The following is a 17,477-nucleotide window of genomic DNA, read 5'->3' on the forward strand; positions in this document are numbered from 1 at the left end:
TCCCCCGCGGGGGCCGGCGGCACCCCTTCCGGTGACCGTCCCCTCAGCCGAGAAAGAGACACCCGTGACCCCGCCCGTGACGACCAGCGCACCGATCACACCCCTGACGCCGACTCTGCAGCGCGTCGCCCAGCACCTCGCTGACGACCTCACCCCCCGAGAAATCGCCACGAGGACCGGGCTGTCGGCCGTTACCGTCCGCCAGTACGTCCGCGACATCCGGGAGAGCCTCCACTGCCCGCCCCGCTGCAAGCCCCCGGTGATCGTGCACCGCCTGTTCGATGCCCAGCAGGTCGCCCCACCCACAACGGACAGGCCAACGCCCACGCTCAGCCCGGAGCAGCAACTGCTGCTGCAGGCAGTCGCTGAGCACAGCAATCCCCACGACATCGCCGTCGCCGCCAAGATCGCCCCCGCCGATGTCCGAGCGGCACACGACGAACTGCTCGACAAGACCGGGGCGGCCAACACCACCCAGCTCGTCGTCCTTGCCCACGCGTGGGGCCTGCTGGGCACCAGGTCGGCCGCCACGGCGGAGAGCGGAGCGAGCCAGTGAACGCGTCACCCGTTTCTGGGGCCACCAAGCCCTCACACGCCTCCCCGCACCGGCGCGCGACAGCGTTACCGGCCGTGTACGAGATGCGGACACTGTGCACCGACGCCGAACGAGACGAGGCCGCCGCACTCGTCCAGGACCGTCAACGCTGGCTCACCATGCGCGGCCTGCGTGTACCCGCCCGAGCCGACATCCCGGCTCTGTTCCGCGACCCGCAGGCCAAGCCGGCCGGACTGTTCGAGGACGGGCTGCTGCTGGCCTGCATGATCCCGCAGCGCGGGCCCCACCTCCGATGGGGCGAGGGCCCGTGCCTCTTCCTGGGCTGCGTCCACACCCTGCCCGACCGCTCCGACGACACCGTCCGGCTGATCACTCTGTGGGTCTCCGACTTCGCCGCCCGGCTCGGCGTACCGCTCGTGCGGGCCGAGGTCTTGGCCCGCCATCCTCTCGACGTTGATCCGATCGCCACATTCCTTCATCGGCTCACCGACATGGGCTGGGACCTGCGAGGATCCGGCACCGGGCAGCACGATGAGCGAGTCGCTCGCCTCGAACTCACCGCAGAGCGCCGGCCTGGGCTGAGCGCGCTCATCGGCTGCCGGGTCCACGAGCCGCGTTCCGCCGCAGACCAGCGTGGCATCGCATGAGGACCGCCGAACCGCTACGGCCGGACCTCGCCCGCGAACTCCTCGTCCGAGCCGCACAGTCGGCAGCGCGCCGGGCCAAGCGCGTGCGCAACCACCTCGACGCCGTCCAACTCGGCCAGGACCGTCACGCCGACCACGCCGACACCAAAGTGCTGCGCCGCATCCTGGCCGAACACGACTGGCCCGGCCACCGCCTCGTCGGCCCCGAGGCGGCACGTGCCGCCTGGAGCATCGCTCTTCACGCCGACGGCGAGCCCGACTTCCAACGGGCGGCCACCACCCTTCTGAAGCGCGCAGTCCAGGACGACGACGCGCGCATCCAGCACTGGGCCCACCTTCACGACCGTGCCCTGGTCAACAGCGGGCGACCACAAGAGTTCGGGACCCAACTGATCCTCAACGCAACAGGGGTTGAGCTGTGCCCGCTGCGCGCACCGGAGTCCCTGGACCAGCGAAGGGCCGCCGTCGGGCTGCCGCCGATCGCCGTCGCCCTGGAGAAGGTGCGGTGGGCCGCGTGACGCAGCGGGCCCCACAGGCTCCACAGACCCAACGCTCTTCCGCAGACCCCCTTACCTGAAAGGACCGTTGAAGTATGAAGCTCACTACCGCCGTCCTCGCTGCCGGCGCCGCCGTCTCCCTCACCACCGCCGTGGTCGGAGCCGCCCGGCTCAGGCAGGACGCGCGGCACCAGGCCGAGCGAAACGAAGTGGCCGTCGCGCGGAACCAGCTCGACTGGCTGACGCAGATGTCCACCAACCCCGACCTCGCCAAGCTCTGGACGCCCGAGGACATCGACGTCGAGGAGTACATGCAGCTGCTCCATGCCAACCAGCAGATCTGCGCCCTCAGCCTGCGTGACCGGCTGGGCTTCGTTCGCCACGGACAACTGCCCTTCTACGCCTCGATGCTCATGAACAGCGACGTCTGCAGGCGGTACTGGGCCCGTTTCGGAGACCTCCGCGCCCAGGAGGCCGAGGGCGACGAGCGCGCCGAGCACTTCACCGAGGTCCTGGACAGGGCTGCGAAGACCCACTCGCGGGCGCAGCCCGCAGCAGCCTGACGACACGGCTCACACCGACTCCCAGACGCCCTGGAGCAGGCGACACCGTCGCCCGCCACCGTCTGGCACCAAGTTCCGGGTCCCGACCGGGCCCGGAATCCCGCACCACCCATCGCCACTAGGAGGCAAGCATGACCGCCGTGCAGACGGAGAGGCCGACCGCCCCCGCGCAGCCGGACCTCGCAACCACCGACGAGACCGACCCCTTCGGGCTCGACATCACCTTCATCGAGGGCACGCCGGCGACCGAGACGGTCCTGATGTGCAGCACGGGCGACACCTGCGGCAGCTCCTGCCCCAGCGCCTGCACCACCTCGTAAGCCGGTCCGATCCGGCAGGCGCGGGCCGGGCGGGGCTTCCCGTCCGGCCCGCATCCCGCCCCGTCACGAAGGAAGAAGGGAGAGCGGTGATGACACGGGTACGTCCCAGCCTGTACCAGGGCGCGGGGCAGGCGATGCTGCGCGCCGCGGTGCACCTCACCGAGCCCGCCATGCCACCCTGGCCGGCATCCACGGCACCGGTGGAACCGTGGCGGGCGTGGCTGAGCAGCGTCTGGTCCGACGATGCCTTTCGGCAGACGGTGACCGACGCCAGCCCCGACCTCGCCGGACAGGTGCAGGCCATCATCGACGGCCGCACGCCGAAGCCGCGCCGGGTTCGCCGTGCTGCTCTGGCCACGGCCCGCTACGCGATCCGGTACGCACACCGCTCCACCCCCTACGGCCTGTTCGCCGGCGTCGCCCTGCTCGGCTTCGACCAGTCGACATCCGTGCGCTTCGGAGAAGACCACCAAGCCGTCGTGCGCCCCGATCCGGCCGGTCTCGACGAAATGCTCAGCGCCTGGGAGAGCGACAGCACTCGCATGGCCGACACGGCGGTCTGCGTCAACACGCTGGCGCGGCAGCGTAACGAGCACATCCACGTGCCGTCCGAGGGCGACGCCGAGTTCCGCCTCGCCCTGAACCCTGCGCTGTGCCTCGTGCTCAACCTGGCCCGCTCCCCGATCGAATATCGCCAGCTGGCCGACAAACTCGCCGCGGAGTACCCGGCTGTGAGCGACGCAGCGCGCCACCGGCTCCTGGGCGAACTGCTGCGGGTACGGCTGTTGCGCTCCTCGCTGCGCGCGCCAGCCACCGACGTCGACCCCTCAGGCGCCCTACCGCACGCGGTCCGCGCCCAGGCAGACCGGCTGCGGCCAACATGCGACCTGCGGCTGGATGCCGACGTGCGGCTGCCCGAACAAGTGCTGACCGAGGCAGGGACGACAGCGACCGTGCTGGCCCGCCTGGCCACTCATCCGAACGGGACACCGACCTGGCGTCGGTGGATCGAGCAATTCACCGAGCGCTACGGCGAGAACGTCCCCGTTCCGGTGGAGGTGGCCACGGACTCCGACCGGGGCGTGGGCTTTCCGGAAGGGTTCGTCACCGTGAGCGAACCGCCCCGGCCGATGTCCCGGCGCGACCGCCTGCTGCTGGAGCTGGCCGGCACCGCCGCCGCCGAGGGCAGGCGCACGGTGGCCCTGACGGGCGCGATGATCGAGGAGCTGGAAGCGGCAGCCGGCGAGAAGCCACACCATCCGGCGCCCCATCTCGAACTGGCCGCTCAAGTGCACGCCTCCTCCGTCCAGGCCCTCGACCGGGGGGACTTCCGGCTGCGGGTCCTGACCGTCTCCCGCTCGGCCGGTTCGATGACCGGACGGTTCTGGCACCTCTTCCCCGGCACCGAGGCAACGTACGCACACCTGCCCACCATCGATGCGGAGGCGGAGCTGGCACAGCTGTCCTTCCACGCAGGACGTGTGCCGGCCGACCTGCTCACCCGCGCGCCCCAGGCCCTGCCCCGCGTCGTCAGCGTCGGCGAATTCCGCCGCCCCGCCCCGCACGTCCTCTTCCCCCGCGACCTGTCGGTCACCGTCGCCGACGGCCGCCCCCAGCTGGTGGAGTCCGCGACGGGCAAGCCGCTGGAGCTGCTGGCCCCCACCGCCATCAACTTCCTGTGGAACAACTACACCCCGCCGATGGCCCGCTTCCTCGGCGAGATCAGCCGGGCCGCATCCCCGCAGGTGACCTGGTTCGACTGGGGCGCCGCCTGGACCCTGCCCTTCACCCCGGCCCTCACCTACCGACGCACCATCCTCACCGCCGCCCGGTGGAAGATCCGCAGCCGCACGCTGCCCGCCCGCACCGCACCACTCCAGCAGTGGGCAGACCAACTCCACGCCTGGCGTGCCCGGTTCCGGGTGCCGGAGCGGGTCCTGCTCGCCGAGGACGACCAGCAGCTGCCCCTCGACCTCACCCGCGACGTCGACCTGGACCTCCTGCGCGCGCACCTGGACGCCAACCCCTTCGGCATCGCCACCCTGCACGACGCGCCCCCGCTGGACGCCGACGGGTGGATCGGCGGCCGGGCCCACAGCATCGTCGTCCCCCTGGCCAGACGCTCATGACCACGACGACCGTGCCCCGTACGCAGGACCTGTCCGAAGGCGCCCTGGGGATGGCCCTGCTCGACATCGAGCGCCGGGACCTGGCCACCGCCCGCCGCCACCTCGCCCAGGCCACCGTCCGAGGGGTGAGCACCGGCAGCAACGCCAGCCTCTTCCACGGCGCACCCGCCCTGGAGTTCGTCCTCGCCCGCGCCCACGGGGCCGGCGACGACGTCCGCGCGGCCGTCGACCGCGTCGTGGACGCCCGGCTCGCCGCCGCCCACCGCCGTCAGGCGGCCGGCGCGCTGCCCCACCTCGCCGAATGGGACCTCATCCGCGGCCTGACCGGACTCGCCGCACTGCTGCTGTCCCGCCGCCCGATCGCGCCCCGGCTGCCCGACGTGCTCGCCTGCCTCGTCGCGCTCGCCCACCCCGCCCATGGTGAAGGCCGGATCCTGCCCGGGTGGTGGTCGCCGGTCGGCCCCGACGGGAAGACGATGGCCGGCGGCCACAGCAACAACGGCATGGCCCACGGCATCGCGGGGCCACTGGCCGTGCTCTCCCTCGCCCAGCGCGCCGAAGTCAGCGTCCCCGGGCAGGAGGAGGCCGTCGGCACATTCGCCACCTGGCTCGACCGGCAAGGCGCCCACTACTGGTCCACCGCAGCACACCTGGAGGCCGACCAGCCGCCCGCAGCGGAACCGGCCCGCCAGTCCTGGTGCTACGGCCAGCCCGGCATCGCCCGCGCCCAGCAGCTCGCCGCGCTCGCCCTCGGCGACACCGCCCGGCGCCAAGCGGCCGAGGACATCGTCGAGACCATCCTGACCGACCCGCTGCGGCTCGCCCGCATCACCGACTCGACCCTCTGCCACGGCTGGGCCGGCCTGCTGACCCTCACCCGCGCGGTCGCCGCCGACAGCCCCGCACCCGCACGCTTCACCCCGATCGTCCAGGACCTGCACCGACGGCTGGCCGCCGACTGGGAACGCCTGCCCAAAACCGGATTCATGGAAGGCCGCGCCGGAGCCCAACTCGCCCTGAACGCCACCGACACCACCGGCTGGACCCGCGTCCTCCTGCTCACCTGATCCTCTCCCCGCCGCCTCGCAAGGAGTTTTCTGCCCATGACCTTCGACGACGAGAACCTGCCGATCCCCCCGGACACGTCCTGGTGGCACGCCTCCGTGGCCTTCCCCGACCAGCACGCGGACGCCGCCCGGGCCCTGGCGACCGCGCTGTCCGGGCGCCGCTTCCACTTCCTGCGCAAGGACGCCGGCGTGCGTCTGCGCACCGAACAGCCCGCCACCGGCCTGCTGGACCAGCTCGTCGCCGCCCGCGTGATCACCGGCTGGACGGGCGGGATCTACGAGCCGGAGATCCATGCCTTCGGCGGCCCCGAGGGCATGGAGGTCGCGCACGACGTGTTCTGCGCCGACAGCCCGGCCGCGCTCGCCGAGACTGGCACCCCCGGCGCCCGTGAGCGCAGCGTGATGCTGCTGTCCGCCATGATCCGCGAGGCGGGACTGGACCCGTTCGAAGCCGGAGATGCATGGGCCCGGTGGGCTGCCCTGCGGCCCCCCGTCACCCCGCCCCAGGGGCCCGCGCTGGAGAGAGCCGTCTCCGCGATGCGGCGGCTGATGAACGCGGACGCTTCCCTGCGCCCAGACGCGGAAGCGGGCTGGGTCGAGCGCGTCGCCGCGTTTGAGGACGCCGGCCGCCGCTTGCGCCGGCTCGCCGCTGACGGCCGACTGATACGCGGAATCCGGGGCGTCATCGCCCATCACGCGATCTTCGCGTTCAACCGCGCAGGCGTGCCTGCCGAAGCGCAGGCCGCCACCGCGTGGCTCGGCCGTCACGTCGCCTTCTCCACCGGAGAAGGAGCTGACGTGTCCACCCGCAAGTCCGCCCCGGCGGACCCTAGCCTCCCTCGAATGGAGACCACCATGACACCCGTCACCGACCCCAACCAGCTGCGCGAATCCCTCGCCCAGCGGCTCGTCGACAGCGGCCACCTGCGCAGCAAGGCGGCCATCGACGCCTTCCGCACCACCGACCGGCACGCCTTCCTGCCCGGCGTCGACCTGGAGAGCGCGTACAAAGAGGACGCGGTCCCGATCAAGCACGACGAGCACGGGGAGATGATCTCCTGCATCTCCGCGCCGTCCATCGTCGCCACCCAGCTCGAACAGCTCGGCACCCAGCCCGGCCACAAGGTCCTGGAAGCCGGAGCCGCCACTGGCTACAACGCCGCCCTCCTCGGCAAAATCGTCTCCCCCGGCGGGCAGGTGTGGACCCTCGACGTCGACCAGGACCTCGTCGCCGGCGCGAGCCAGCACCTCGCCGAGGCAGGCGTCGACAACGCCACCGCGGTGATGGCCGACGGCGCGGCCGGGCTGCCCGAGCACGCCCCCTACGACCGGATCATCTTCACCGTCGGCGCCGGCGACGTCCCCGTGAAGATCCTCGACCAGCTCGCCCCCGGCGGGCGCCTGGTCCTGCCGATGCGCATCCGCGGCAGCATCTCCCGCTCCTTCGCCTTCGAACGCGACGGCGACACGTGGAAGACCGTCTCCTGCGAGATGGCCACCTTCATCCCCCTGCGCAAGGGCGTCTGCGACGACGTGTACACCCTCGTGCCGATGGCCGGCGAGGGCAACGTGCGCCTGGAGACGTTCAGCGAGCAGGACGTCGACCGCGAGGCGCTGCGCTCCGTTCTCGACCAGCAGCAGACCAAGCTCTACACCGGGGTGAAGTTCCGGCAGGGCTCGGCGTGGGAGTGGCTGTACCTGTACCTGGCCTGCGTGCTGCCCAACGGCCTCTCCCGCCTGCCGGGCCAGCGCCCCGGATTCACCCCGCACTTCGGGTGGGGCTCCATGGCCGCCCTCGACGCCGGGTCGCTCGCGTACCTGACCATCCGCGAGGGCGAGGACGACAAGGGCCGGTACTGGGAGGTCGGCGTGATCGGCCACGGCGAGGGCGGCGCCAGCCTCGCCGAGCGCGTCGTGAGCGAGATCCGCGCCTGGGACGCGACCGGCGGCAACGACGCCCCCGAGCCGGGCTTTCGGATGGCCGTCGCGGACTCGCGTGACCGGCTGACGGCGGACGACGCCCGCTTCGTCGTCGACAAGCCCTACAGCCGACTGGTCGTCGACTGGGCGCGCAAGGGCTGAGCCGATGATTCCCGCGATAGCCAGCCGCATCCCCCTGGTCCGCCGCACCAAGGCGCCCGCGCTCCCCTTGGAGGAGCGCATCAACCACCTCACCGGGCTGACCGTCGCGCCCGCAGGTGCGGGCCACCATGACCTGGTGGCCCGCGCCTGCGGGGTCCTCAACTACGCCGCGCTCATCGCCTCCGACGTCGGCCTGCCCGACCTGGCCGAGGATCTGTGCTGGCGCCAGCACCAGGTCTTCACCGACGCCGGACGCCTCAGCGGACGGGTCGCCGTCATGTCGCTGATGCCGCTCGTCAACCTCTCCCGATTGCAGACTCGCGCCGGCCACGGCGAACTCGCCTACGGCTTGTTGTACTGCCTCAACGACGCTGCCCGACATCGGAACAAGGCTGACATCGACGGCCGCACCGTCGACCTGTCTGCTCTGACTGGCACGGACGAGGACCACCGCACGGTGTGCCAGGAGCTGTACGTCACCCTGCTCGTGGACGGCGCCCGCGCCCTCGCCCAGATCGGGCGGTGGACCGACGCGGCCGACGCCATGGCCCGGCATCGCGGCATTGGCAACCGGCTCCTCGACGGTCGCCAGATCAAGATCATGGCCCTGATGGAGCAGGGCCTGGACCAGCAGGCCCGCGACCTGATCGACACCACCCAGCCCACGGAGCCTTGGGAGAGAGCCATCGCCCTCCTCCTGCACGCCCACTGTCGGCCCGAAGACACCCCCGTCCCTGAACCCGACCTCGACCGCACCGTTGATGCAGCCGTCCAGCTCCTCGACCATCCCGATCCGCCGACCGCCGCCTTCCAGACCCGGACGGGCCTGTCAGCCCTGGAACTGGACCGCACCGGACGCCATGTCGCCCGCGTACTCGACTCCCTCGTCAGCGTTGCCCGACTCGACGCCTACGCCGCACGAGACGCACTGCACCACCCGGTCGCTGCGGCCGCCCTGGACGACCGGGCGACAGACGCGCTGAACGCGGTGATCGCCGCGGCCGGACTGGGATCCGGCGTCCTGTCCGCCCACCACCATGAGGCTCTGACGGGCGCGGTCGGCCACGCCGAGACAGAGCTGGAAAGGCTGCTACAGGCCGAACCAGATCCCGGCTAGGAGAGGGCGACCGGGATGGGCCCGCCGTGCTGCCCACGCTGTTTGGCGGTGTCGGCGTTTCGGCCATTTCCTGCCCGCGGCCGCTCCAAGCCAGACCAGGGATCCCGCGCCCGCGGGGTTCCCTGACGCAGGAAATAGCAGGCTCCCCAGCACGACCGAATGACGTGTGTTCGATATCGCAGCCGTGTCGTTAGACCTCACGACTCTGCCGCAGCGACCGTCCTAGGGGGAACGATGACCTCGGCCATTACGCAGGACCAGCCGCCGCAACCGCCAAAGGGGGCCGCGCCGGACGACGAACCGCAGGAGGCCGGTGTTCGAGAGGAGGAATACCTCTACCGCGACGAGTCGCGGCTCCAGGCCGGCTCCCTGCTGACCTCCCGCACCATGGCGCGGCGCCTGCCCTCGCTCGTGCGGCGCTCGGTGCAGATGGCCTGGCGCGTAGACCGCGGCGCGACCATCGGCCTGCTGGTGTGCCAGATCGGGACCGGCGTCCTCGCGGCCCTCGGCCTCCTGGCCGTCACGGGCACGATCACCGCGCTGATCTCCTCGGGCGGCATCACCGAGCGGCTGTGGGACGCCGCCCCGCAGCTGGCCGTGATCGCCGCCGCCACCGGCCTGCGCGCGCTGCTGGGCATCGCCGTCGTCTGGCTGACTGGCCGTCTGCGCCCGGTGCTCGGCCGGGCAGCGGAGCTGACGATGATCGAGGCCGCGCTCGGCGCGGAACTGGCCGCCAACAACAAGCCCGGCTACAACGACGCCTACGACATCGCCGACCGCGGCGCCCAGGTCACCCCCGACCTCGTCGAGGAAGCGCAGGACGTCCTCGCGGCGACCGCCACGCTCGCGGCCGGCGCCACCGTCCTGACCGTCCTGCATCCGCTGCTCCTGCCTCTGCTCTTCCTCGCGTGCCTGCCGCAGGCCGCCGCCTACGTGCGCTCCGCACGCGTGATCTACCTGGCCGGGCTGGAGACCTCCGGGCGGCGCAGGATGCTGGGCAAGCTGCGCTGGCACATGGCCTATCAGGAGTCCAGTGAGGAGATGCGCGCCTGCCTGGCCGGGCCCTTCCTGATCGGCCGGTACCGGCGGCTGGCCGCCTCGGTCAACGCGGCCGAACGCAAGGCCGCGAACACCGGTGCCTGGATGGGGCTGGCAGGAGCAGTGGCTGGCGGGATCGCCTCGACCGCGGTGTGGGCGGCGCTGCTGTGGCTCCTGGCCTCCGGGCGGTTGAGCCTGGCGGCCGGCGGCGGCGCCGTCTTCGCCCTCCAGACCGCCACCGGCTCGGTGCGCGGCATCATCAACGGTGGGGCACGCCTGGTGCGCACCGGCTGGTACGTGCAGGACTGGCAGAACTTCCTCGACAACGCCCACGGCCAGGCCATGACCGATTCCCGCGGCACCGCGCCCGTGACCGCGGCCCCGGAGCGTTTCGAGGTCCGCGACGTCACCTACCGCTACGACGGCGCCCCGAAGGACAGCCTGAGCAACGTCTCCCTGCACGTGCGGCGCGGGGAGATCGTGGCGCTGGTCGGGGAGAACGGCTCCGGCAAGACGACCCTCTCGCGCCTGATGTGCGGGCTGCTGCTGCCCACCGAGGGCGACGTGGCCTGGGACCACGCCTCCACCGCGGACCTGGACCCGTGGGGGTCGTGGGAGCACGTCGCGCTGGTGCCGCAGAAGTTCACGTACCTGCCGCTGACGATGCGCGACAACATCACGTTCGGGCAGGGCGACACCAGCGACGCCGCCCTGCTCGCCGCATGCGAGGCGTCCGGCGCCGCGGAGATGCTGCCGGGCCTGCGCTCCGGCCTGAACACCCTGTTGACCAGCGAGTGGTTCGGCGGACAGCAGCTCTCCGGCGGGCAGTGGCAGCGCCTGGTCCTCACCCGAGCGTTCCACCGGCAGGCGGCGCTGCTGGTGATGGATGAACCCACGGCCGCCCTCGACGCCCGCGCGGAGCACCGGATCTTCGCCGGCCTGCGCGAACTGGCCAAGGACCGCGCCATCCTGCTGATCACGCACCGGCTCACCAACGTGGCCGTCGCCGACCGGATCGTGGTCCTGGACGAAGGGCGGATCGTCCAGGAGGGCACCTACGCCCAGCTCACCCAGGAGCCGGGTCTGTTCCGGACCCTGTGGGAGCTGCAGCGCCGGATGAGCGGCGACACCCCCTGATCACCCCTAGCCGTTCCGCGCTGCCCACTCGCCCGTACACCGTCTCGGAAGGCAGAGATACGTGACCTCTCCCGTCTCCCCTTCGGATCACGTCTCACCGCGTGCCGCTCTGCCCGCAGCGCAGTACGCCGCATCCCGGCATGCGGCGTGGCTCGGCGCCGCCGCGATCATCACCGACGAGGTCGGCCGAGTCCTGCTGGTGCACCCCACCTACCGCGAGGACGACTCGTGGCTGCTGCCCGGAGGCGTCGTCGAAGCCGGCGAACACCCGCACGTCACCTGCAGGCGCGAGATCACCGAGGAACTGGGCCTGGATCTACCCCTGTCGGCCGTGCTCGCCGTCCACTCCTTCTCCCCGCACCACCCCGACCTCCAGCCCGCCACGGCATGCCCCGGCGAGATCCGGTTCGTCTTCGACGGGGGAACCCTCCGCCCCGACCAGGTGGAGGCGATCCGCCTGCCGCACGAGGAGCTGTCCGAGTACGCCTTCCTGGAGACCCGGGACGCAGTGCAGCGGCTGCGGCCCGTGGACGGGCAGATCATGCTCGCCGCCTACCGTGCCCGGCTCGGGAACACCGCCACCGCTCACCTCGCCGATGGCCGGCACATCCTCGGCGTCCCGGCGCTGGACCGCCATGGCGTCCACGTCCGGTACCGGCCTCTGTGGGACAGCCCTCTCAACCGCGGCCCCGTCCCCGGGCCACTGCCCGTGCAGCAAGCCTGGGCGTGGTGCTTCATCCCCGACGGCCGGGTCATCCTGGTGGCCGACCCCGGCCCGCGGGGCGCGCTACCGATGCTGCCCGGCGGCACCGTGGAGAAGACCGACGCGACGCCCGAGGACACCCTGCACCGCGAAGCCGCCGAGGAAGCCCAGCTCACTCTGACCGATCCGGTGCGACTGGGCTGGGTGCTGGACGAGACCGGCGAGGTCTACGGCGGCGTGGGGCCCAACGCCCGGCTCCGCCTGGCCGCCCGGGCCACCGCCATCGGGCCGACGGCCGTCGACCCCGCCACCGGCCACCCCTTCGCCCGCCTGCTCGCCACCCCCGCCCAGGCAGCCGCCCTGCTGGGCTGGGGCCCGCCCGGCGCGCGGCAAGCCCAGCTCGCGGCGGAGACGGCACGCGAGCGGTGGGGCCTGCCCACCGCTCGCCCCGCCGCCATCGAGGAGATCCCGACGGAGGGGATGCGGCTGAGCTGACCTGAACACGCACCCCGCCTCGACTCCTCCCGCTCCACGCCCCTCTGAGGTAGCCCCATGCCGTTGTCGCACGACCACATCCGCACCACCGTCGAGACCTACCTCGCTCGCCACCCTCACGAGCGCGAGCAGCTCGGTGTCCTCCTTGCCGCCCTCGAACGTCCCACCGACATCGCCAGCCGCTCCACCTTCACCGGACACGTCACCTGCGGCGCGATCGTCGTCGACCCGCTCGGCCGCGTCCTTCACGTGCTGCACCTGGCGAGCGGGAAGGTCCTCGCCCCCGGCGGACACCCCGAGCACGCCGACGAGTCCCTGGCAGAAGCGGCGCTGCGGGAGCTCCACGAGGAGACCGGGATCCCGCCCCAGGCCGTGGCACCGTGGCCCGGTTACGAGGCCGTGCCGTTCGACATCGACATCCACGACATCGACGCCCACCCGGACAAAGGCGAACCCGGCCACCAGCACTTCGATCTCCGGTTCCTCTTCCGCCTGCACCCCGCAACAGATGTGCCCGTGGTGCTGCAGGAAGAAGAGGTCGGCGGCATCGAGTGGCGTCCCGTGGACAGGGCGTCCTCCCCCTCACTGCGCGAGAAGCTGCTCAAGCTCCCGTTGGAGACCGAACCGGATACGGCCAACGCCTCCGCCCTGATCTACAACGACCGCGGCGAGTACCTGCTCCACCTGCGCGACTACTTCCCCGGCCGGATCTGGGAGCCGGGCATGTGGTCACTGCTGGGCGGCGGCCGAGAGCCCCAGGACGTCACCCTGGAACACACCGTGCGGCGCGAACTGGCCGAGGAAGCCGGCCTCGACATCGCCGACCTCACCCCGTTCGGCACCGAGTACGCCTCCGACGACGCCGGCGCGAGCGTGCCCATCGCCATCTACGCCGGCCACTGGAACGGCGATCCCCGCGAACTCCGCCTGACGGAAGGGGTGATGCTGGCCTGGTTCGCCCCCGACGACCTCCACCGCCTGCGCATCGCAGACACCACCAGCGACCTCGTACGGCGCCACGCCGCCAGCCTCCCGGCCAACGCTTCCAGCACTGCGTCGCAGAGCGGGCTCGCGTCGCACGAGGAGCGTCGCCCAGCTTCGCCGCACGGCACGGTCCTCAACGTCATCGGCGTCCACCTCTACCTGGAGCGGCCCGACGGGACGGTGCTGCTCGGGCTGCGCCACCCCGACTCCGCGTTCGCGCCGTCCACCTGGCACGTCCTGGCCGGCCACTGCGAGCAGGAGAGCGCCATCACCTGCCTGATCAGGGAGGCACGGGAGGAAGCCGGCCTGAGCATCGAGCGCCAGGACGTCGAACTCGTCCACGTCGTCCACCACATCGACCGCGCCGGGGACCGGCCCCGCATGGGCCTGTTCTTCCGCGCTCGCACCTGGACCGGCGAGCCGGAACTACGCGAGCCGGACAAGTGCACCCAGTGGCAGTTCTGGGACCCCGCCGCGCTGCCCGACAACCTCGTTTCCTACACCCGCCAAGCCATCGCAAAGATCCAGAACGGGGACCTGTACAGCGAGACGGGCTGGCGCACATGACCGGCACTCCGAGCGGCGCACACCGTCGTGTGTCCACTGCAACTGCGGCCGGCCGTGAGGACACCCGTCTGGTGGTGATCCGCGGCAACTCGGCGTCAGGCAAGTCAAGCGTGGCCCAGGGCCTGCGAGATCACTACGGCCGCGGTATCGCGATCGTGGGCCAGGACGTGATCCGCCGGAACGTGCTCAGGGAACACGACACCGCGCGTGGCGCCAACATCGCCCTGCTGGGCAGGATCGCACGCGAAGCACTGAACGCCGGCTTTCACGTGGTGCTTGAAGGGATCCTGTACGCCGACCGCTACAGCCACTTGATCACATCTCTGGTGCGGGACCACCGCGGTGTCTCCTGCAGCTACTACCTGGACGTGCCGCTGGAAACGACGTTTGTCCGACACGCGTCGAAGGCGGATGCCGCGTACCTGGCTCACGTCACCGACAGCCACCTCGCCTCCTGGTACCGCGAGCTGGATCTGCTGCCCGGCGGTCTGGAGACCGTGATCCCGGCCGACAGCACGCTGCAGGACACCGTCGCGCGAATCGTGGGCGAAACCGACCTGGCCTCTGCCTCCCCCAGCCCGCCACCGCAGTGCAAGCCGTCGCAGGGAGACTCGATGAACCCTCTGGTGTTGATGTCCGATCCGCGGGTCGCCGCGATCCCGGTACGCGAGTGCGGGGAGCCGCTCGTCGACGTGCGTGACCACAGCTTCCGCGTCGATCCCCGCAAGCAAGATCCACTGGGCTCGTTCGCCCACGTCCGCGAGGGCGTCCTCGCCCGGCTGGAGCACGCCCGCTCGCTCCTGCCCGCTGGCACCGACCTGCTGTTCATCGAGGGCTACCGGCCGCTGGCCCTACAGCAGCACTACTTCACCGAGTACCGGGACGAGCTGGCCTCCGCTCACCCCGGCTGGACAGCTGAGCAGCTGCACCAGGCCGCCAGCCGGTACGTGTCGCCGCCGGAGATCGCGCCCCACTCCGCGGGCGCGGCCGTGGACGTAACCCTCGTCGACCAGGACGGCCACGAACTCGACCTCGGCACCCGCGTCAATGCCTCCCCCGAGGAGAGCGACGGCGCCTGCTTCACTCACGCCCCGAACCTCAGTGATCGCGCGCGCCACCACCGCACGCTGCTGCTCAACGCTATGGAGAACGCAGGTTTTACCAACTATGCGACCGAGTTCTGGCACTTCTCGGTAGCGGATCGGTACGACGCGCTGATGCGGCAGGAGCCGCACGCGCGCTACGGACCGGTCGAACTGCCCTAGCGAGCCGGCATCCTCGTCCACTTTCTCGCCACCCACGCCGATCCGGAACCACAGGAGCGCGGCCACCGCACCCTGGCGCGCCTGCGATCCCAAGGCCGCAAACGGACGGACCGCATCGAACGGAGGCACGCGTGCCTGACGACACCCAGCAGGCGATCCCAGCCGTCCCGAGTCCGGCGACCGGAGGTGAACCACAAGAGCACCACATGCACCTGCTCGGGCGGTACTACCGCCAAGTGGAAGCAGGCCGCAAGACGATCGAAGTGAGGGTGGCCACCCCGCAGAAGCGCGCCGTCGCAGTCGGTGACACGGTCGTCTTCCACGACCGGGACACCGGGCGGGAACTCGACGTCATCGTTAAGCGGATCACCCCGTACCACTCCTTCGAGGATCTGCTCAGCTCGGAGGACACCGTGCGCATCGACCCGGACGGGCCGCCCGGAGAGCTGTTCGCCAACCTCCGCAGCATCTACTCGCCGGCCAAGGAAGCCCTCGGCGTTCTCGCCCTCGCGTTCGACCACCGCCCGGCCCGGCCCGGCCGCCCCATGCCGATGACGCCCACGCAGTACGCGCAGACCGTCCCCCACCACACGGTGTACGGCTGCCTGTACATCCGCGACGAACACGACCGGCCGGTCCAACTGCGCTCGGTCTACGGCTCGAGACTCTGGCAGTTCCCGGGTGGCAACCTGGACGCCCCAGGCGAGGACCCGCTGCAGACCGCCCGGCGCGAGGCGGTCGAGGAGACGGGCCTCGAACTCGGTTTGGACACGCCGAAGCTGCTCCTGACGCACTTCCTGCACGCCGGGCCCCGGCTGCCGCTGAACAAGGTGGGGCTCATCTTCGACGGAGGGCAGCTGACCGCCGGCCAGCTCGGCCGGATCCGCCTCGATCCCGCCGAGCACGACATGTGGGCCGTCCACGACCTCGCGACCTGGCAGGAACTGATGGCTCCGCGCGCCTTCGCCCGTCTCAACGCCATCGAACGAGCCCGGCGCGGCGAGGGCTCCGCCTACCTGATCACGCACACCTGACCCCAACATCCCGACCCAGGAGGCAACCGTGCCCGCCGAGGACACCAACACCCGGGCCTGGCAGATCTACGGCCAGAGACAACTGGCCCGCGCCTACACCCCGCCCATCCCCGACCAACTCGGCTGGACGCCCTGGGAAGGGATCGGACCGGGTGCAGAAGTCCTCGGTGACATCGCCGGCCGCCGGGTCCTGGACATCGGGTCCGGAGCCGGCCACCACGTCGTCCACCTCGTCCAGGCTCACGGAGCCCGCGTCACCGGCATCGAGCTGTCCCCGACCCAGCATGAACGCGCCGTCTCCGCCCACGCCGACGTTGACGGCGTGGAGTTCGTCCAAGCAGACGTGACCGAGTACCTGGCCGGAGCCGAGCCGTTCGACGCCGCGTACGCGATCGGGACGCTCGCCTTCATCGACCCGCACCGCTCGCTGCCGGCACTGCGCGACGGCCTGCGTCCGGGCGCCCCCTTGATCCTCTCGCTCCTGCACACCGACCTGCACGGCCGCGGTCCGTCCACGGAAGTGGCGCCGCGCGAGCAGATGATCCTGCTGCGCGACGACCCACCCCTGCCGACACAGATGTGGGTCCTGGCACCGCAGCTGTGGGAGGACCTGCTCACCGAGTACGGCTTCCGCGTTGAGGCCATCGACCTGCTACCGCACCCCGACAACAGCGCCACGGTCATCCAGCAGCTCATCCGCGCCCGGCGCCTGCCCGCACGGCCGGCGGGAGTCTCCAGCCGACCCCGCAGCACCCGAGCGCCAGCGGCACACGCGGCCGTCGGCGTCGGGGCGATCCTGCTCAGCGAACAGGGCATCCTGTTGGGCCTGCACCGCCGCGGCACCCTCGAACTGCCTGGCGGCAGCGTGGAGGCCGGGGAATCCTTCGAGGACACGGTGATCCGCGAACTCGCCGAGGAGACCGGTCTGGTCGCTCGCGCCGAGGACGTGGGGCTCCTGGGTACGCTCGTCGATCACGTCGCTGGTGTCCTGCGGGTCACCGTCGGCGCGCTCGTCCACGCCTGGCAGGGGCAGCCGGCCACGCAGCCGGGCGAGAGCGTCGGCGACTGGGCGTGGTATCCGCTCGATCAGCTCCCCGACGGCCTGTTCGTATGCAGCGCCCAGATCCTCACCGCTTGGCAACCCGACCTGGCCATCGACCACCCGCCGGCGCACTTCACTGCCTTCGCCCCAGCCAAGTAGGCGGCGCATTGGCACAACAGCCGACACCGATGCCCTCCCGCGACACGACGCAGGTGCCGCACCCCCGGTTGCAAC

Annotated in this window: 15 protein-coding genes; all 15 read left to right on the forward strand. The window is 71.4% G+C overall.

What is annotated here, in order from left to right:
* Positions 1–64: 64 nt before the first annotated feature.
* The 15 genes from ACFY9E_RS04135 (at position 65) to ACFY9E_RS04205 (ending at position 17,402) form a co-directional block, all read left to right on the forward strand.
* Positions 65–556, forward strand: a complete 492-nt coding sequence (locus ACFY9E_RS04135; protein ID WP_390979137.1) for a DNA-binding protein — start codon at positions 65–67, stop codon at positions 554–556.
* A 74-nt stretch (positions 557–630) separates the two neighbouring features.
* Positions 631–1,203 (forward strand): hypothetical protein, encoded by a 573-nt coding sequence (locus ACFY9E_RS04140; RefSeq protein WP_390979139.1) that lies wholly within the window; start codon positions 631–633, stop codon positions 1,201–1,203.
* The gene (locus ACFY9E_RS04145) at positions 1,200–1,721 is read left to right on the forward strand and encodes a DUF6624 domain-containing protein (RefSeq protein ID WP_390979141.1); all 522 of its coding nucleotides are present in this window, start codon (positions 1,200–1,202) and stop codon (positions 1,719–1,721) included. Before ACFY9E_RS04140 ends, ACFY9E_RS04145 begins: the two co-directional genes overlap by 4 nt.
* A gap of 74 nt (positions 1,722–1,795) precedes the next feature.
* Positions 1,796–2,263, forward strand: coding sequence for a DUF6082 family protein (locus ACFY9E_RS04150; RefSeq protein ID WP_390979143.1), 468 nt, complete (start codon positions 1,796–1,798; stop codon positions 2,261–2,263).
* 131 nt (positions 2,264–2,394) lie between these two features.
* Positions 2,395–2,583 (forward strand): FxLD family lanthipeptide, encoded by a 189-nt coding sequence (locus ACFY9E_RS04155; protein ID WP_175435679.1) that lies wholly within the window; start codon positions 2,395–2,397, stop codon positions 2,581–2,583.
* 89 nt (positions 2,584–2,672) lie between these two features.
* Positions 2,673–4,712, forward strand: coding sequence for a lantibiotic dehydratase (locus tag ACFY9E_RS04160; protein WP_390979145.1), 2,040 nt, complete (start codon positions 2,673–2,675; stop codon positions 4,710–4,712).
* A complete protein-coding gene (locus tag ACFY9E_RS04165) occupies positions 4,709–5,779 on the forward strand; it encodes a lanthionine synthetase LanC family protein (RefSeq protein ID WP_390979147.1) in 1,071 nt (356 codons plus the stop codon). Before ACFY9E_RS04160 ends, ACFY9E_RS04165 begins: the two co-directional genes overlap by 4 nt.
* A 36-nt stretch (positions 5,780–5,815) precedes the next feature.
* Positions 5,816–7,861 carry a methyltransferase, FxLD system gene (gene fxlM, locus ACFY9E_RS04170; protein ID WP_390979149.1) on the forward strand — a complete coding sequence of 682 codons (2,046 nt, stop codon included), beginning with the start codon at positions 5,816–5,818 and terminating at the stop codon, positions 7,859–7,861.
* Positions 7,862–7,865: 4 nt separating this feature from the next.
* Complete coding sequence (locus ACFY9E_RS04175) at positions 7,866–8,978, forward strand: hypothetical protein (protein ID WP_388325759.1); 1,113 nt, start codon at positions 7,866–7,868, stop codon at positions 8,976–8,978.
* Positions 8,979–9,212: 234 nt separating this feature from the next.
* Positions 9,213–11,153, forward strand: coding sequence for an ATP-binding cassette domain-containing protein (locus ACFY9E_RS04180; RefSeq protein WP_390979151.1), 1,941 nt, complete (start codon positions 9,213–9,215; stop codon positions 11,151–11,153).
* Positions 11,154–11,214: 61 nt separating this feature from the next.
* A complete protein-coding gene (locus ACFY9E_RS04185) occupies positions 11,215–12,351 on the forward strand; it encodes an NUDIX domain-containing protein (RefSeq protein ID WP_390979153.1) in 1,137 nt (378 codons plus the stop codon).
* A 57-nt stretch (positions 12,352–12,408) separates the two neighbouring features.
* Entirely contained in the window at positions 12,409–13,902 is a 1,494-nt protein-coding gene (locus ACFY9E_RS04190) for an NUDIX domain-containing protein (protein WP_388325750.1), read from the forward strand.
* A 29-nt stretch (positions 13,903–13,931) separates the two neighbouring features.
* Complete coding sequence (locus ACFY9E_RS04195; protein WP_390979155.1) at positions 13,932–15,167, forward strand: M15 family metallopeptidase; 1,236 nt, start codon at positions 13,932–13,934, stop codon at positions 15,165–15,167.
* A 131-nt stretch (positions 15,168–15,298) separates the two neighbouring features.
* Positions 15,299–16,201, forward strand: coding sequence for an NUDIX domain-containing protein (locus ACFY9E_RS04200; RefSeq protein WP_390979157.1), 903 nt, complete (start codon positions 15,299–15,301; stop codon positions 16,199–16,201).
* A gap of 28 nt (positions 16,202–16,229) precedes the next feature.
* A complete protein-coding gene (locus tag ACFY9E_RS04205; RefSeq protein ID WP_390979159.1) occupies positions 16,230–17,402 on the forward strand; it encodes an NUDIX domain-containing protein in 1,173 nt (390 codons plus the stop codon).
* Positions 17,403–17,477: the final 75 nt, after the last annotated feature.

The organism is Streptomyces sp. NPDC012466, from assembly GCF_042955215.1.
In the GTDB taxonomy this organism is placed as follows: domain Bacteria; phylum Actinomycetota; class Actinomycetes; order Streptomycetales; family Streptomycetaceae; genus Streptomyces.